General features: G+C 36.7%; 15 protein-coding genes. 11 read left to right on the top strand and 4 right to left on the bottom strand.

Features of this window, described 5'->3' with window-relative positions; genetic code table 11:
* Positions 1-209 precede the first annotated feature (209 nt).
* From B1R93_RS20110 to B1R93_RS20090, 5 genes are all read left to right on the top strand, one after another.
* Positions 210-707 carry a TRAP transporter small permease gene (locus B1R93_RS20110; RefSeq protein WP_088105743.1) on the top strand — a complete coding sequence of 166 codons (498 nt, stop codon included), beginning with the start codon at positions 210-212 and terminating at the stop codon, positions 705-707.
* A 1-nt stretch (position 708) separates the two neighbouring features.
* The gene (locus B1R93_RS20105; RefSeq protein ID WP_088105742.1) at positions 709-2,004 is read left to right on the top strand and encodes a TRAP transporter large permease; all 1,296 of its coding nucleotides are present in this window, start codon (positions 709-711) and stop codon (positions 2,002-2,004) included.
* 129 nt (positions 2,005-2,133) lie between these two features.
* Positions 2,134-3,192, top strand: coding sequence for a TRAP transporter substrate-binding protein (locus B1R93_RS20100; RefSeq protein ID WP_088105741.1), 1,059 nt, complete (start codon positions 2,134-2,136; stop codon positions 3,190-3,192).
* Positions 3,193-3,270: 78 nt separating this feature from the next.
* Positions 3,271-5,088 (top strand): sensor histidine kinase, encoded by a 1,818-nt coding sequence (locus B1R93_RS20095; RefSeq protein WP_088105740.1) that lies wholly within the window; start codon positions 3,271-3,273, stop codon positions 5,086-5,088.
* Positions 5,089-5,106: 18 nt separating this feature from the next.
* A complete protein-coding gene (locus tag B1R93_RS20090) occupies positions 5,107-5,868 on the top strand; it encodes a response regulator transcription factor (RefSeq protein WP_088105739.1) in 762 nt (253 codons plus the stop codon).
* 75 nt (positions 5,869-5,943) lie between these two features.
* Here the strand turns inward: B1R93_RS20090 and B1R93_RS20085 are convergent, their stop codons facing one another.
* On the bottom strand, positions 5,944-7,407 hold the full coding sequence (locus tag B1R93_RS20085) for a DHA2 family efflux MFS transporter permease subunit (RefSeq protein ID WP_088105738.1): 1,464 nt from the start codon (positions 7,405-7,407) through the stop codon (positions 5,944-5,946).
* 3 nt (positions 7,408-7,410) lie between these two features.
* Positions 7,411-7,998, bottom strand: coding sequence for a TetR/AcrR family transcriptional regulator (locus tag B1R93_RS20080; protein ID WP_088105737.1), 588 nt, complete (start codon positions 7,996-7,998; stop codon positions 7,411-7,413).
* 289 nt (positions 7,999-8,287) lie between these two features.
* Here B1R93_RS20080 and B1R93_RS20075 point away from each other — a divergent pair, with 289 nt between their 5' ends.
* The 6 genes from B1R93_RS20075 to mgrA all read left to right on the top strand — a co-directional run bounded on the left by B1R93_RS20075 (position 8,288) and on the right by mgrA (position 15,448).
* Positions 8,288-9,241 (top strand): ABC transporter permease, encoded by a 954-nt coding sequence (locus tag B1R93_RS20075; RefSeq protein ID WP_088105736.1) that lies wholly within the window; start codon positions 8,288-8,290, stop codon positions 9,239-9,241.
* Positions 9,234-10,184, top strand: a complete 951-nt coding sequence (locus tag B1R93_RS20070; protein ID WP_088105735.1) for an iron chelate uptake ABC transporter family permease subunit — start codon at positions 9,234-9,236, stop codon at positions 10,182-10,184. The genes B1R93_RS20075 and B1R93_RS20070 overlap by 8 nt, the downstream gene beginning before the upstream one ends.
* Positions 10,178-10,936: an iron ABC transporter ATP-binding protein gene (locus B1R93_RS20065; RefSeq protein WP_088105734.1), complete on the top strand. Its 759-nt coding sequence runs from the start codon at positions 10,178-10,180 to the stop codon at positions 10,934-10,936. Before B1R93_RS20070 ends, B1R93_RS20065 begins: the two co-directional genes overlap by 7 nt.
* 166 nt (positions 10,937-11,102) lie before the next feature.
* Positions 11,103-12,101, top strand: coding sequence for a siderophore ABC transporter substrate-binding protein (locus tag B1R93_RS20060; protein ID WP_088105733.1), 999 nt, complete (start codon positions 11,103-11,105; stop codon positions 12,099-12,101).
* Positions 12,102-12,274: 173 nt separating this feature from the next.
* Positions 12,275-14,314 (top strand): methyl-accepting chemotaxis protein, encoded by a 2,040-nt coding sequence (locus B1R93_RS20055; RefSeq protein ID WP_088105732.1) that lies wholly within the window; start codon positions 12,275-12,277, stop codon positions 14,312-14,314.
* A gap of 141 nt (positions 14,315-14,455) precedes the next feature.
* Entirely contained in the window at positions 14,456-15,448 is a 993-nt protein-coding gene (gene mgrA, locus B1R93_RS20050; RefSeq protein WP_088105731.1) for an L-glyceraldehyde 3-phosphate reductase, read from the top strand.
* 54 nt (positions 15,449-15,502) lie between these two features.
* On the opposite strand, the gene B1R93_RS20045 is transcribed toward mgrA, so the two are convergent.
* Positions 15,503-16,282, bottom strand: coding sequence for a class I SAM-dependent methyltransferase (locus B1R93_RS20045; protein ID WP_088105730.1), 780 nt, complete (start codon positions 16,280-16,282; stop codon positions 15,503-15,505).
* A 218-nt stretch (positions 16,283-16,500) separates the two neighbouring features.
* A complete protein-coding gene (locus tag B1R93_RS20040; RefSeq protein WP_088105729.1) occupies positions 16,501-17,490 on the bottom strand; it encodes a Gfo/Idh/MocA family protein in 990 nt (329 codons plus the stop codon).
* Positions 17,491-17,573 lie beyond the last annotated feature (83 nt).

The raw sequence follows: 17,573 nt of genomic DNA, 5'->3' as shown, positions 1-17,573 counted from the left end.
TTAAAATGGATGTATTTTATATTTCCTTACTTACTTATTAATAGTATGGTATTTTCAACACTTACTTTTGTCAAGTATCTATCATAAAAGAAGTGGGTTATTAAATACCTAAAAAAAACACAAAAAAATCTAAAACAGGTAACGTTAAAAAAAAGATTGTAAACCCTTACAATTAAACCAGGTTAGAAGGGACTAAGGGGGGATGACGTGTGAAAACGTTAAAAAAACTTGCTTTATCAATTGACTCAATTTTTGAATGGTTTTGTCTGTCGGCGCTTTCATTGATGACGTTTATTGTAACATTACAAGTTATTACTAGAAAACTATTTAATTTTGTTTTCTTTTGGTCTGAAGAAATCACATTATTATTAATGGTTTGGTTTGCTTTTATGGGTATTGCTATCGGTTTTCGAGAGAAGTTTCATATTGCGATGGATGCGGTAACAGACATGTTCGGTGAACGATTTAATAAAATTTGGGACATTGTAATAGCTATCGTAATTTTTGCATTCGGTATTTATTTAGTAGTAAACGGATGGATTTTCACATTAGATCAACGAAATACAACACTACCAGCAACGGGATGGTCAAATAGCTTATATTATCTTGTCATGCCAATTACAGGAGTCATGATTTGTGTGTATAGCGTTCTATCCATCTTAGGTATCGATACAAGAAGGCATAAGAGCTTAGAGGAGGAGAACTAACATGACCATGACGACTATTGCTACCATTATTTTAGCCACAAGTTTTGTTATCATGCTTCTTTTACGTTTTCCAATTGCGCTAACGATTGCGGGCTCCGCATTATTAACAATTATGTACTTAGATGTTCCTTGGGTTGTTGTAGGGCAACGAATGATAAGCAGTTTAGATTCTTATACATTAATGGCGATACCCTTCTTTATACTCGCAGGTGCTATTATGAGTGAAGGTGGTTTAGCTGCTAGATTAATCAACCTAGCTCAATTGTTTGTCGGTGCAGTACGTGGTGGATTAGGTCTTGTTACTTGTGTGGCATGTATGATGTTCGGAAATATTTCAGGATCAGCCGCGGCAGACGCATCTTCTGTAGGTTCTGTCCTTATTCCGGCAATGAAAAAAAGAGGCTATAATCCAGAATTTACAGTTGGGTTAACAACATCTGCTGCTATTCAAGGGGTTGTTATGCCTCCGAGCTATAATATGATTTTGTATGCTGTAGCAGCAGGTGGCGTATCCGTATCATCATTATTTATGGCGGGAATTATCCCATGTTTAATTTTATTAACGGCATTAATGACAACAACCTATATTATTGCGAGAAAACGCAATTATCCAAAGGGTGAGCCAATTCCTTTAAAAGACGTACCAAGGATTATTAAAGAAGGATTACTATCTGTGATGATGGGGGTTATCATTCTTGGAGGTATTTTCAGCGGTTGGTTTACGGCAACAGAGGCTGGTGCCATTGCCTGTGTCTATGCCTTTATTATCACATTCTTTGTATATAAAGATATTCCGCTCTCACATACTGTTATTATTTTAAAGAAAACGTTCCGTACTGTAGCGATGGTTCTCTTTCTTATCGCGGCTTCGGGTGCATTTGGGTGGGTAATTTCTTACTTACAAATTCCTGGGATGATTACAAACTCGTTTTTAGGGTTTACAGATAATCCAATTTTAATTTTATTAATGCTAAATGTATTACTGTTAATTCTAGGCGCACCGATGGATATGGCTCCACTCATTTTAATTATGACACCGATTTTATATCCAGTTGTATTAGAATTAGGAGTTGATCCTGTTCACTTTGGTATTATTATGATTCTAAACTTAGGAATCGGCTTATTAACACCGCCAGTAGGAACGGTCTTGTTTGTTGGGTGTGCGATAGGAAAGACGTCTGTCTGGAAAACAAGTAAGGCGCTATTACCGTTTTATGCCGTTATGATTGGCGTGCTGTTACTACTCACATATGTACCAGAAATTGTATTATGGCTTCCGAATTTAATGAGCAAGTAGATTTAGGAGATGAAATTCTAAAAATAGTGCAAATTTATATAAAAAATACAACATTCCAAATAAAAGCGCTTTCATTTATACTGAGAACAGCTTAAGGTTACAACTATATTTAAAAAAGGGGAGAAGAAAATGAACAAATATGTAAAAATGTTAGGTTGCGTTCTTTCAGTTTTACTATTAGTCGGTCTATTAGCTGCATGTGGTGGGGGAGATCAGCAAACAACGAGTGAGAACAATTCAAATGACTCAGAAAATACGGAAGCACCAGCTGAAGAATCAAAAAAACCGAGTTATACGTTCCGTTTAGCTGAAACTCATGCGCCTGATTATCCAACAACATTAGGGGATATAAAATTCGCGGAATTAGTCAAAGAAAAGTCCGATGGTCGTATTCAAATTGACGTCTTTCCATCAGCACAATTAGGTGAAGAGAAAGCGGTTGTAGAGCAAGTGCAGCTTGGAGCAATTGAGTTTACGCGTGTAAGTTCAGGGATTTTAGCTGGTTTTAATAAGGATTTTGGAGTTTTTAGTTTACCGTATATTTTCGAAAGCCAAGAGCATATGTGGAACTATTTAAATGGGGAAAATGGGCAATCATTATTAAGTAGTCTAGAAGATTCAAAAATGAAGGGACTAGCTTATATGGATCCAGGCTCTCGGAGCTTCTATACAAAGGAACTCGTAACGGGACTTGAGGATTTAAAAGGGAAGAAGATTCGTGTTATTCAAAATGAAGTAAACGTTGAGATTATGGATGCCCTAGGAATCAATGCAACCCCAATGGCCTACGGTGAGGTGTATAGTTCACTTCAAACGGGTGTTATTGACGGAGCTGAAAATAATTATCCGAGTTACTATTCTTCAAAGCATTATGAAGTAGCCCCATACTATTTAGTTGATAGACATCAGCGTGTACCAGAAGTGTTACTAGTTAGTACTGTAACATGGAATAAATTAGATGAGGAAGACCGTGCAATTATACAAGAGGCTGCACAAGAAGCGATTGACTATCAAATAAATGAGTGGAATCGTTATGAAAAGGAATCGGAAGAGAAAGTTCGCGAAGCAGGTTCGACAATAACAGAGGTTGATGATATTAAACCTTGGCAGGAAGCAGTAGAACCAGTTATTGAAAAATACCGTGCTGATTATGGCGAAGTGTTAGATGCCATTGAAGCGGCGAAATAAAAAGTTCTAAAAGGAAGGGGCTAATTTTAGTCTCTTCCTTTATACTTTATAGTAGACGATAGCAAAGAAGGTGTTTGGATGAAGGCATTGAAAGAGCGGACAAAATGGTTATTACGTTATTTATTATTAAGAGATTTTTCGCTTACAACTAAAATGCTTATTTATTCCGGACATCTTGTTGTGATTCCAATGATTGTCGTTGGCTATATTTCATATCTTCATTCTTCTGAAGTACTTGAAGAAGAGACTCAACAATATAGCTGGCAAATCATTGAACAAGTAAAGAAAAACATGGAGTATTATTTTTTAGACTTTGAAATCTCGATGTTAAAAATATTGAATCATCCAGACATGTATAAGTTTATGTCAATGACTGATGTTGAGGAAATTGATGAAAGTGGGATACGAAGTAAAGTTCAACAAGTATTATATAATGCCGCCTATTCCCGTCGTGATATTACCGGAATAACAGTTATATTAGATGACCTCCAAGTGATTGATACAGCTGGGGTCAAGGAATATCTTCCTGCAGATAATTATATGAACGAATATTGGTATCAGGATGTCCCACAAAATGGTGAATCATTAATAATAAGTCGCTTTATTCGTTATCAAGAACGAGATGAACCTGTCATTTCCATTGTAAAAAGGTTAATTAGTCCAAGAACGTTAAAACCAATTGGGATGATTATTACCGACGTGAATTTTAATCGAATTAGTGAATTTACAGAAATGGTCACAATGGGGCAAACAGGGTATATGAGTATAATAGATTCGCAAGGTCACTATGTTTACCATCCGGATATCCGTTACTTAGGGAGAAAGGCGGAACAGAATCTAAGTGACTCCATCTTAAATAAAAAACATGGATCTTTAATCGTTGAAAATCACCGCAAAGAATTGCTAACATTCAGCCATTCTGACAACTTAGGATGGACGATGCTTACTCTAGTACCGTACGATGAATTAACAGAAGGAAGTATCACGTTACGTAAGTCAATTGCAGGTGTCACAATTATTACGCTCATTATCGCCTATTTAATTGGTATTGCTTTTGCTTCTAGTATTATCCAGCCAATCAAACGACTTCAGCTGTATATGCGAAAGATTGAAAACGGTGATTTTAACGAAAAAATTAACGTCGAATCAAAAGATGAAATTGGGACGCTACAACAAGGATTCAATCGCATGGTTATCCGCTTAAAACAATTATTGGATGAGATATATTATACGAAGCTGAAAGAGACTGAAATGAGCTTACAACAAAAAGAAATGGAATTACGAGTTTTGCAATCGCAAATGAATCCTCATTTTCTTTATAATTCCTTAGAAACGATTCGGGGAATGGCGTTAGAAAAAGACATGGATGATATTGCGTCTATGAGCTCTGCTTTATCAAAATTACTGCGGTATAACTTAAAGGAATCAGCTCATACCATTTCCATAAAGGATGAGCTTGAGGTTTGTACACTTTATTTAAAAATTCAAAAGTACCGTTTTGAAGAACGTTTAGATTTTAAAATTGATATTCCAGAGTGGGCTTTACAACAACAAATACCAAAATTTTCGCTCCAACCACTTATTGAAAATAGTATACAACATGGGGTTGATCATAGCTTTGGCCAGACTTGTATTCAACTAAGAGCGATTCAAAAAGCAGATGATTATTATATTTTAGAAGTAGAGGATAATGGCCCGGGTTTTCAACCAAACGTACTTCAATCGATCCACCATGATTTGCAATTTAAGGATGTTACGAAGGGTGGCTCACAAATTGGCATTGTGAACGTACACCGCAGGATCGAATATTTATTTGGTGAGGGGTATGGACTTTGGATTGAGAGTGAACGAGAAAAAGGGACGAAGGTGTCAATTCGGTTACCTCTCAAACAGTGAGAGAAAGGAGGAAACTGTGTGTATACGGTTTTAATAGCTGATGATGAAAGATGGGTTAGAGCTTCACTAAAAAAAATTATCGAACGCACCGAATTACCCTTTCAAGTTGAGTACGAAGCGTCTCATGGTTTAGAAGTTCTCGATTTTGTGAAAAATCATCATGTTGATGTAATCATTACAGATATTCGTATGCCAATTATGGATGGTTTGCAATTAGTTTGTTCTCTTCAGCAACAAGGAAGTAAAATTGATACCATTATTGTTAGTGGGCACGATGAATTCCAGTACGCACAGCAAGCGGTAAAATTGGGTGTGAGAGATTATCTCCTCAAGCCTGTTATGATTGAAGATATGTATGAGTGTTTAACTAAATTGATTGATGATTTATCGTATAAACAACAACAAGAAGAGTTAAAGTCTAAATCAGATAACGGTTTAGCTACTATTCCTGTGGAAGAACGTTCTACAATTGAGCAAGTTTTAGCTTTTATTCATAAAAAGATGCCCGGAGAAGTAACACTTCAGGAAACAGCAGCTGCTGTTCACCTTAATCCTAGCTATTTAAGCTCACTATTTAAGGAACAAAAGCAAATGAAATTCATGGATTACGTCATGCAGTTACGGATGGAGGAAGCAAAAAAATTACTTGTAACAACATCATTGCGAATTTCCGAAATTGCTGACCGGTTGGGCTATAATGATATCGCTTACTTTAGCAATACCTTTAAACGAATTTGTGGGGAGACACCTTCCCAATATCGAAAGTCATCCAAAGCTTAATAAGTAAAAAGCAAGTAAGGGCTATATCGCCTTACTTGCTTTTATATACTAGTTTTATTGAAATCTTAAACAAGTTTAGACATTTTCAGTAGGAGGAACAGCCTTTTTAATAAATAGACTAAGAAGAAATCCGATAATCGCAAAGATAAATCCTGCAAAAAAGGCGCTTTGTGCTCCAGCAATCATCGCTTCAGATTGATTTAGCGGTGAACTAGGGTCTGCAACGCTCTCTAAATAACGTCCTTGGCCTGCACTCATTACACTAATGAAGAATGCGATACCGATAGCTCCACCAATTTGGATAAGTGTATTAATAATCGCTGAACCATGTGGATAGTACTTCGGTGGTAATTGGTTCAAACCATTCGTTTGCCCCGGCGTCATGACGAGAGTCACCCCAACCATTAATAATGTATGCAATATAATAAATGAAAGTAACGTTGTTGATTGTGAGACATTTGTAAAAAACCACATTACGATTACAATAACCGCTGTACCAGGAATGACAAGCACCCTTGGACCAAATTTATCAAATAAACGGCCAGAAATGGGTGATATAAACCCATTAAGAATACCACCAGGCAACAGGACAAGACCAGCTACAAAGGCTGTCATGGCAAGACCAGTTTGCAAAAACATCGGCATAATAATCATAGCAGAAAACATCGTCATCATCATGATGATAATAAGCACCGTAGTTAAAGAAAACATTGGTGATTTAAAGGCGCGAACATCAAGAATAGGCTCAGGTAGCTTTAATTGACGTAAAACAAAGAGAGTAAGAGAAACCATTCCTATAAGGAGAGTCAAAATTACGGGAATACTAACCCAACCTCCATGTCCTTCACCAGCAAAGCTAAAGCCGAATACAATCCCGCCGAATCCTAAAGTAGAAAGAACAATGGATAGAATATCTACTTTTGGTTTTGTTACAGGTGTCACATTTTTTAAATAGATTGAAGCAAAGACAATTGAAAATACGATAAAAGGAAGCACACTAAAAAACAACCAGCGCCAATGTAATGTCTCGACAATAATTCCGGAAATGGTAGGACCAAGTGCTGGTGCAAACATAATAACAAGACCAATCATCCCCATTGCACCCCCGCGTTTCTCTGGTGGAAAAAGGACAAGAACCGTATTCATAAGGATAGGAATCAGTAAACCTGTCCCAGCCGCTTGAAAAATCCTACCTAAAAGTAAAATCGGAAAGTTTGGAGAAATTCCGCAAATAATTGTTCCAATAGCAAATAGCCCCATTGCACCTAGAAAAATTTGTCTTGTTGTAAACCATTGAATAATTAAAGCTGACACCGGAATTAAAATACCTACTACGAGTAAGAAGCCTGTAGAAAGCCATTGAATTGTCGCAGGTGATACTTGTAGCTCTTGGATTAAGTCGGTGTAAGCAACATTAAGTAGCGTTTCATTTAATATCGCAAAAAAGGCACCAATAATTAGAGAAACGACAATCGGAATCACTTTTACATCTTCATTGGGTTGTGAAAAATGTTGATTTTGAGTTTGTGCAGATTGCATGGATTACTCCTCCAGTATCGTTTTCGTTTTTAATAATAATGGAATATGCTCACTAATTGTTAGTAGTGGTTGACCGTCTCTTCTAGTAACACAATGTACTAATGCGCCTTCAATCATGGCTGAAATAACTAAAGCTAGTCTGTTTGCTTCGTTTACATGAACCCCATCGGCCATTAATTTTTCTGCGAAAACTTTTTGAAAGCTCTCGTATGTAAGGCGACAGGCTTCTCTTAAGCGATCACTCATTAACCAAGTTTCTAATGCTAAGAGTCCTATTGGAGCCCCTTCAAATTTTTTAACCTTGTCAAATTCAATGGAAAACTTTTTGATAAAGGTTTGAATAGCAAGAACTGAATTTGGCTCCTTTTCAAGTTCCATTCTTAAATATCCTGTAACGGTTTCTTTTGTAAAAATAATCGCTTCCTCAGCAAGCTCTTCTTTTCCGTTAGGGAAGTAGTAATAGAGAGAGCCTTTAGGAGAGCCGCTTTCTTTTATTATTTGGTTTAAACCGGTAGCATGATAGCCTTGAAGTTGAAAAAGTCGGGAGGCTGTTTCAAGAATTTTTTCACGAGTTTCATTTTTTGTAGTCATTCAGGGGAGTCCTTCCACGAAAATTATAACAACTGGTCTATATAAATATAAGCGTTAAGCAAGAGAAGGTCAAGAAATATAAAATTGCAATTTGTTTCATATAGTGAAACACATATTCTTTATTTGAAAAAAATCGAGTGAAATTCTCAAATAATGGTTGACGGTTGAAAAAATAGTAAGTAAAATGAAAACTGTTCTCAATGAGATTGATAATGAATATCAATAAGGATGCCTCATTTGGTGTCTTAGGAGGGGAGTAAGCACAGACTTTCTGTTGTGTTAAAAAGACATGTTAAAGTTACGATACCTACTTATTGCACTATTTGTATTCTCAATTGCTTCTGTCTTTATTGGTGTGAAAAATATTACTCCTTTCAGTTTATTTAATCTCACTGAAGATGAAGCACACATCTTACTAGTTAGTCGGATTCCTAGATTAATAAGTATTATTATTGCTGGCATGAGTATGAGCATATGCGGACTAATCATGCAGCAAATTACGAGAAATAAATTTGTTTCACCGACTACCGCTGGAACGATGGATTGGGCCAGGTTGGGCATTCTCATTTCATTAATGCTGTTTACGACAGCAAGTCCGATAGTCAAAATGGCTGTTGCGGCGACCTTTGCGTTAATAGGAACATTTTTATTTATGGCCATATTAAATCGACTTAAGCATAAGGGAACAATCTTTATTCCACTAGTTGGAATTATGCTTGGAAACATTGTAGGCTCAGTTACAACCTTTTTTGCTTTAAAAGAAGATTTGGTGCAAAACATGTCATCATGGTTGCAAGGTGATTTTTCATTGATTTTAAAAGGGAGATATGAGCTTTTATACATAAGTATTCCACTCGTTATTATTGCCTTTTTATATGCAAATAAATTTACGATTGCTGGGATGGGAGAGGATTTCTCAAAAAATCTTGGCTTAAATTATAAAGCGGTCGTAAATGTTGGGTTAGTCATTGTTGCACTAGTCACATCTGTTGTTATTCTTACCGTTGGGATGATTCCGTTTCTGGGATTAATCATTCCGAATATCGTTTCTTTATACAGAGGCGATCATTTAAAAAATAGTTTGCCACATACCGCTGTTCTTGGAGCCGTTTTTGTTTTGTTTTGTGACATTTTAGGAAGAATCATTATTTATCCGTATGAAATATCAATCGGTGTCATCGTCGGGGTGTTAGGCAGTGGAATTTTTCTGTACTTACTGTTAAGGAGAAAGACCTATGCATGATAGACGTAAAATGATTTTCCTCACCATTTTAGCAGCAGGTTTAATTGCAGTGTTTCTGTTAATAAAGCTAAGCAGTAATAATTGGGATTATGTTCTACCAAGACGTGCAACGAAAATTCTTGCCATTATTTTAACAGGTGGGACGATTGCCTTTTCATCGATGATTTTTCAAACGATTACAAACAATCGTATTTTAACACCGAGTATATTAGGTTTGGATTCGTTATATCTGTTTATTCAAACTTTTATTATTTTTGTATTTGGCTCAGCAAATTTAACGTTTAATAATCAAAATGTAAATTTTGCACTCTCTGTTGGATTAATGATTGTGTTCTCGACCATCCTTTATAAATTTCTTTTTAAGCGGGACCAAAATATTTTTATTTTACTGTTAGTTGGATTGATTTTGGGTAGCTTTTTCGGAAGTTTGTCCTCTTTTATGCAAATGATTATCGATCCTAATGAGTTCCTAATCGTCCAAGATCGAATGTTTGCTAGTTTTAATAATATAAATACAGATATTTTGCTACTATCTGTGATTGTGACGTTAGTCGTAGCTATTTACGTTTATCGGTATAGTAAGTTTTTCGATGTGATGTCTCTTGGGAGAGAGCAAGCGATAAACCTAGGCATTGATTATGACAATGTCGTTAAAAAAATGCTGATTGTTATCGCGATTCTAGTATCGATATCCACAGCCTTAGTTGGTCCAATTACCTTTTTAGGACTGCTTGTCGTTAACCTTGCTCGTGAGTTTTTTAAAACGTATAAGCATCAGTATTTAATACCAGGATCCATGCTAATAAGTATTATTGCCTTAGTTGGGGGGCTATTACTAGTTGAAAGAGTGTTCACATTTACGACAACGCTAAGTGTCATCATCAATTTTATTGGCGGAACGTATTTTATTTATCTGCTATTAAAGGAGAGTAAAAAATGGTAGAGGTTTTAAAACTGACGAAGAAGTATGGTGAAAAAAAGGTTGTTGAAGATGTTTCAATGAAAATAGCAAAAGGAAAAATCACCTCACTTATTGGTCCAAATGGTGCAGGGAAAAGTACAGTATTATCGATGGTTAGCCGTCTAATTGACAAGGATTCTGGTGATATCTTGATTGATGGTCTTGATATTACTGAAGCGAAAAGCAATGCATTAGCAAAGAAAATTTCGATATTAAAGCAATCAAATCATATTAATATTCGGTTAACGATAAAAGAGTTAGTAAGCTTCGGTCGTTTTCCGTATTCCCAAGGGAGATTGAACAAAGAGGATTGGAATCATATTAATGAAGCAATTCGGTATATGGAGCTTGAGGATATACAGGATAAATACCTCGACCAATTAAGTGGTGGGCAAAGACAACGAGCGTATATTGCAATGGTTATTGCTCAAAACACGGAGTATGTTCTACTTGATGAGCCTTTAAATAATTTAGATATGAAGCATTCCGTTCAAATTATGAAGGTGTTAAGAAGACTTGTAGATGAATTGGGGAAAACCGTCATTATCGTTATCCATGATATTAATTTTGCCTCATGTTATTCCGATTATATTGTTGCTCTAAAGGATGGAAAGGTCATTCATGAAGGTTCAACTGATAAGATGATTGACCGTTCAATATTGAAAAATGTATATGACATGGATATCGATATCCAAAACATTAATTGTAATAAAATTTGTGTTTACTTTTCATAGAGTTTCAATATACAGATGTTCTTGGGTGACAACGATCACTACTGTTGGAGAGAACATACTACGGTGAAGGGGTGGACTTTGAAACATTAAGGAGCTTCAGTAGTGGGAGAGTCTAGAAATATCTGTATGTAATATAAAGAAAAAATACTTATAGAGGTGAAGTTTAATGAAGAAATTTGGATTTTTGTTGATGGCATTATTATTAGCATTTGTTGTGGCAGCTTGCGGAGCTGAAGAAAGTTCATCAGAATCAGTTGAGGAAACAACAGACGCTGAGGTCGAAACCGCTGGAGAAGAAGAAGTGAGTTCTGAGCCAGTAGCTGAAGAAGATGTGATAATTACTCATGAATTAGGTGAGATTAAAGTTCCTAAAAATCCTGAAAATGTCGTTGTTTTTGATTTTGGTGTGTTAGATTCTTTAGACAAATTAGGTGTTGAGGTTGCTGGTGTTCCTCAAGCTGGGGTTATTCCGTCTTATTTATCAAAGTATGCAGAATCCACTTATGAAAATATTGGTAGTTTAAAAGAGCCAGATTTTGAGAAAATTAGTGAAATTAATCCAGGCCTCATCATTATCACTGCCCGTCAATCCGAGGCATATGAGGAGCTATCAAAAATTGCACCTACACTTTATATGAATGTTGATACTGCTGATTACATGAACTCATTTACAGCTAACATGGAAACGCTTGGGGAAATTTTTGGGAAAGAAGCAGAAGTTGAGACTGAGTTAGCAGCAATTAATGAAACAATTGAGGCCCTTCAAGAGAAAGCAGCAGCATCAGGGGAAAAAGGCTTAATTGTCCTAGTTAATGACGGTAGTGTAAGTGCGTATGGTTCAAACTCTCGGTACGGTATCATTCATGATGTATTTGGTGTCCAAGCTGCTGATGAAAACATCGAAGTATCAACGCACGGACAAAATGTTTCTTTTGAGTATATTTCTGAAATGAACCCAGATTTATTGTTTGTTATCGATAGAGGAGCAGCTATTGGCGGTGAATCTTCCGCTGCAACAGTGCTTGATAACGAGTTAGTAAACAAAACCAACGCAGCTCAAAATGATAAAATTATTTACCTTGATGCAGAGTTCTGGTATCTATCAGGTGGTGGTTTAGTATCAGTGGTAGAGATGGTTAATCAAATTGATGGCGTTATTGAATAAGCTGTAACAAGAACAGTGTTTTATGAGTGTATAACTCATAGGCACTGTTTTTTTCTTACTACACAACCATAATAAACGGTAATAGAGAATAAATGTCTTCATTCAAGTGGTAACAATTACTACGAGTCTCTTTGTTTATAGAAAGATATAATTTAAAAAAAGAGGAGGCTCATATGAGAAAGACTAGTACATTAAAAAAGAAGCTACTTATTATTTTTATTCCACTTATCTTGCTATCCGGCTTTGTATTAGCGATAAGTTCTTTTTTAATTTCGAAAGCTGAATTAGAGAAGGCATTAAATGAAGCGATGGAAGCAAGAAGCGGAGAAATCGTTGAATCTATTGAAAAACAATTTCTAGGTCATCAACGTATTGTTGAGTCTCTGTCATCATTTATGACAGTTATGTCTCCAACGATTAGCGAGAAGGATATGCAGGAAGTGTTAGAAACAATTATTTGGAGCAATGAAGAAACGTTAGGAGCAGGGGTTTGGTATGAACCGTTTAAATATGATAGTGAAAAAAGATACGTAGGCCCTTACGTATATAAGGACGGGGAACACGCAGTTTTTACAGATGCATATGAAGACCCTGCCTATGATTACCCAAGTACTGATTGGTATCAGCTAGGCGTCTCAGAAATTGATGATACTGCGTGGACAGAACCTTATTATGATGATGAGAGCGGAATGACAATGCTTACAGCAACGATGCCGTTTTATGAGAATAATGAAATAGCTGGAGTCGTTACGGCGGATATTGATTTAACAACATTGCAAGCATTAATCGGTTCAGCCAATTTAAACGGAAATGGCTACACCTTTTTAATAGGATCAGACGGACAATACATTGCCCACCCTGATCATGAAAAAGTCATGAATGCTTCAATAACTGATCCAAACGAATTTGAGGGGAACATCTTAGAAACCTTTTCGTTAGGGAAGGTACAGAGTGGCTTATATAATAATGAACCTCATCAACTATTTATAGAAGAGTTTGGGACAACTGGATGGTCTCTCGTATTAGCCGTTCCTAATCAAGTTCTTCATGCTCCACTGCAAAATCTAATGATTCAAATGGTCGTTTATACGTTTGTGATAGCTGGTATTGCTGTACTTATTATTTATTTTTTCTCGAACCGTCTCACACGAAATTTAAAAGCTCTAACCGAAAAAATAAAACGTGTAAGCGAGGGAGACCTTACAGCAGATATATCGATTACGTCAAATGATGAAATTGGGTTGCTAGGTAAGCAGTTTAATAAAATGGTTGAGGATATGAATCTGTTAATAACAGCAATGGGAAGGACAATGTATCAATTACGTGAATCATCTGAACAGCTCAGTTCAACGTCGGAGCAAACAATGGCATCCAGCCAGGAAATCAATCGTGCGATTCGTGACGTCGCAGAAACATCATCGGTTGTATCTGAAAAAACAGAAGAAACAAACCTTTCCACGATAGAGTTGGCACAATCCATCGAAACCTTCACCACACAGGTTGAGTCGATGAATCAAATGTCGGAGGTACAGGATGGTGGGTATAAACAAGGATTAGAGCAAATGGAAATATTAGAGCAAGTGTCATTAAAATCTTCAAGGCAAGCGGAGGTCACAGAAACGAGAGTCAATCAGTTGTCTGAATACATCCAGAACATTGAGAGTGTAATTGCCGCTATTCAAGGAATTTCAGAACAAACGAACTTATTAGCATTAAATGCTAGTATTGAAGCAGCACGTGCCGGTGAAGAGGGTAAAGGGTTTGCGGTTGTTGCCAGTGAAGTAAGAAAGCTTGCTGAGCAAACGAGCGCACTAACAAATCAAATTTACGAAAAAATCGGTTATGTAAAGCAAGAATCTGCTAGTACCGTTACTTCTATGAACGATATGAAGGATTCCTGTGAGGAACAATTAACAATCGTTTCAAAAACAAAAGAGTTATTTGATAAATTATCGAATGTAACCCAGGAAATGTCTCACTCTATGGTACTTATCTCTTCTGATATTAAAAGTATGAATGAAAAGAAAGATAGTATAATGTTGAGATTGAATCAAATTACAGATGGGATGCAACAATCAGCGGCAGCTAGTGAGGAAATTAGTGCTTCAGCTGATGAACAGCTTCAAGCAATGAACAGTGTGGCAGAGGCAGCAGAAATATTGTTAAAAATGAGTGAAGAGGCAAATAAACAAATAAAATCATTTAAAATATAAAATAGAGAGGATGACAAAAGGTTGAGCTTTTCGTCATCCTCATTTTTTACATTTTATATTGAATCAAATAAATAACATTTTGTCTCATTTTATGGTACATTAAAACGGTTACATAAAGCTGAGCTAAGGAGGAGAATATCTATGACATATTTAGCTAGCAAAGAGCGATATCAAACAATGAAGTATAACCGGTGTGGTCATTCAGGCTTATTATTACCAGCGATTTCATTAGGGTTATGGCATAATTTTGGAGGGGTCGATTCATTTGAAAATGGTAGAGCCATGCTTCGAAGCGCCTTTGATCTTGGAATTACCCATTTTGACCTTGCTAATAACTACGGCCCGCCGCCAGGATCAGCTGAGGAGATGTTTGGGAAAATACTTAAGACAGATTTTGCTCCTTATCGGGATGAAATGGTTATTTCCTCAAAGGCAGGCTACCATATGTGGGATGGCCCTTACGGTGATTGGGGCTCGAAAAAATACTTAATGGCGAGTTTAGATCAAAGCTTAAAACGTATGGGACTTGATTATGTTGATATTTTTTATTCGCATCGTCCAGATCCTAATACGCCACTTGAGGAAACGATGGGTGCTCTAGATTTAATGGTTCGTCAAGGAAAGGCTCTCTATGTAGGGATTTCTAGTTATAGTGCCGAACAGACTGAGAAAGCGGTAAAAATTTTAAACGAGTTAGGAACCCCATTACTTATTCATCAACCAAATTACTCGATGTTTAATCGTTGGATTGAAGATGGTCTACAGGATGTGCTTTCTAATAACGGGGTAGGCTCAATTGCCTTTTGTCCGCTTGCTCAAGGACTACTTACAAATAAATATTTATCTGGGATCCCAAAAGACTCACGGGCGGCAAAGGATCATAGTTTCTTAAAAGAAGACCAAGTTACAGAGGAAGTTGTAAGCAAGGTTCAGCGTTTAAATGAGCTAGCTCTAGAACGTGGGCAAAGCCTAGTTCAGATGGCACTTGCATGGGTTTTACGAGAAGGAAAAGTTACAACAGCCTTAATAGGTGCAAGTAAGGTAAGTCAAATAGAGGAAAATGTTCGTGCGTTAGATAATCTTGATTTTTCACAAGAGGAATTAGAAAAGATTAATCATATATTACAAGGCTAATTAGGAAACACTACGGCCTCACAATGAAAACAATCTATTGTGAGGCCGTAGTGTTTATTGTTGATTTGGTATGGTTGCAACGACACGAAGCCTACGATAATCAGCAACCCATTGTTCATTTACAAACATAGTTGGTTTTAATGTAAGTTCAACGGCTTTGATAATTTCCTCTTTTTGTTCTTCATCTAATCCTTCAAATAAACTAGATGCAAACATAGTTAGCCAGTTTCTTAATCCATGCTCGCCTTGTAATGGGGTTGGTCGGGCAAACTGCTGGGCAAATGAAACCTCAAACCCAACGGACTCCATTAAAGATGTGTATTCACCGATACTTGGAAAATACCAGGGGAACCGGGTGGCTGGAAAAGTGATTCCTAAGTTTCGAAATTGCTCGAATACTGCTTCGTAGATTAAACGAACGTTTCCTTTTGCTCCAAATTCAGCAACAAAGCGCCCTCCCGGCTTTAGTGCTTGAAAAATGGATTGAAGAACGTGCTCAGGTTGCTTCATCCAATGCAGGGCAGCATTTGAAAATACTGCATCAAATTGTTGTACAAATGGTAGGGAAGCTGCATCTTCTACAAGAAAAGAGATGTGAGGATATTTTTGTTGTGCTTGCTGAATCATATTTGTTGAATAATCAATTCCGACTACTTCTGCTCCTGTTTCTGCAATTTTGGCGGCTAAATCACCTGTACCACAACCAACATCTAAAATAGATTCTCCTTTTTTAGGCTCTAACACATCGAATAAATATTCACCAAATTTTGTAACGAACATATGCTTATCATCATACAAATGAGCATTCCAACTATCTTGCTTCGTTACTTTCATAACTACGCCCCCTATTATTTGTTAACTTCATTATACACTCTTTGTAAAGGTAGTTAACAAAAATGTAGATATTTGTTAACTGAGTAAGGGATAAAAAGGAGGGCAGTGAAAAAGGGTGGGTTTCCCTTTTTCACTGCCCTTGATAAAAAGTTACGGTATGTTAGAGAGTGCAATTTCAACAAAATGGCATTGTAGCGCTATTAAAGTAAGGAACGTATTTAGGATTTTAGGTCATTTGGAAATACAAGACCAATTTGTTTTCTAGCCTCATCCATTATTTCTAGTGTAAGCATGGAATGGGCATGGCTATTAATTGACGATTCCAATCTATTCGTTTTAATGAGATCAATAAATTCTTTTGCCTCATAATACATTGTGTTGTCCTCTTGTTGTTGAGTAAGATCTTCAACGGTTCCATTTTTGTAGTGCAGTTCAATCTTTTCAAGCTGATTTAGATTGTGAATGAGAATACTTCCCTCCTCACCCTGTATCTCAGAAGGAATAGATGAATTTGTTATTTTTGAATAGGATACAACGGCTTCTTTATCGTCATATTTTAGGAGGATGCTTCCCTCACCATCAACGCCGGAGTCAAGTAGCAGTGCAGTAGCTTTCATTTCTAACGGTCTTCCGAATAAAACAACTAAAGGATAGAGGCAATAAACACCAATATCCATTAACGCACCATTTGAAAATGCTGGATTAAAAGCATTTAGAACGGTACCAGCCTTATAGGCGTCGTATCGTGATGAGTACTGGCAATAGTTTGCAACGTACCGACGAACGGTTCCAATTTTAGCGAGATTCTCTTTAATGACGTTAAAGTTTGGCAGAAGTGTCGTTTTTAGTGCTTCCATTAATACGACGCGATTTCGTTTAGCTGTGTCAACCATTTGTTTCCACTCTCTAGTATTAGATGCTGCCGGTTTTTCACAGATAATATGTTTGCCATGGTTCATAAGTAGAATGGCTTGTTCAGCATGTAAGGAATTTGGACTTGCAATATAGACCGCATCGATGAAGGAGCTGTGCGCCATCTCTTGTAAATCTGTGTAGGTGGTTTGTACTTCGTATTTCTCAGCGAATTTTCTTGCTTGTTCCTCTGTTCGTGAATAAACAGCAGATAATTCAAAGTCAGGAATCTGGCTAGCTGCTGCAATAAATGATTCGGTTATCCAGTTTGTTCCGATTACACAAAAGCGTATCATTTTTTCCTCCCCTATTAAACAATGATTGAAAAAAGTATGTAGGTTAAGCATAAACGAAAAATGAGGTTTTCAAAAATAAAAAC

Source organism: Halalkalibacter urbisdiaboli, assembly GCF_002156385.1.
GTDB lineage: Bacteria > Bacillota > Bacilli > Bacillales > Bacillaceae_D > Halalkalibacter_A > Halalkalibacter_A urbisdiaboli.
Note: the sequence above shows the minus strand (reverse complement) of the source record. Positions and strands in the feature narration are given on the sequence as shown.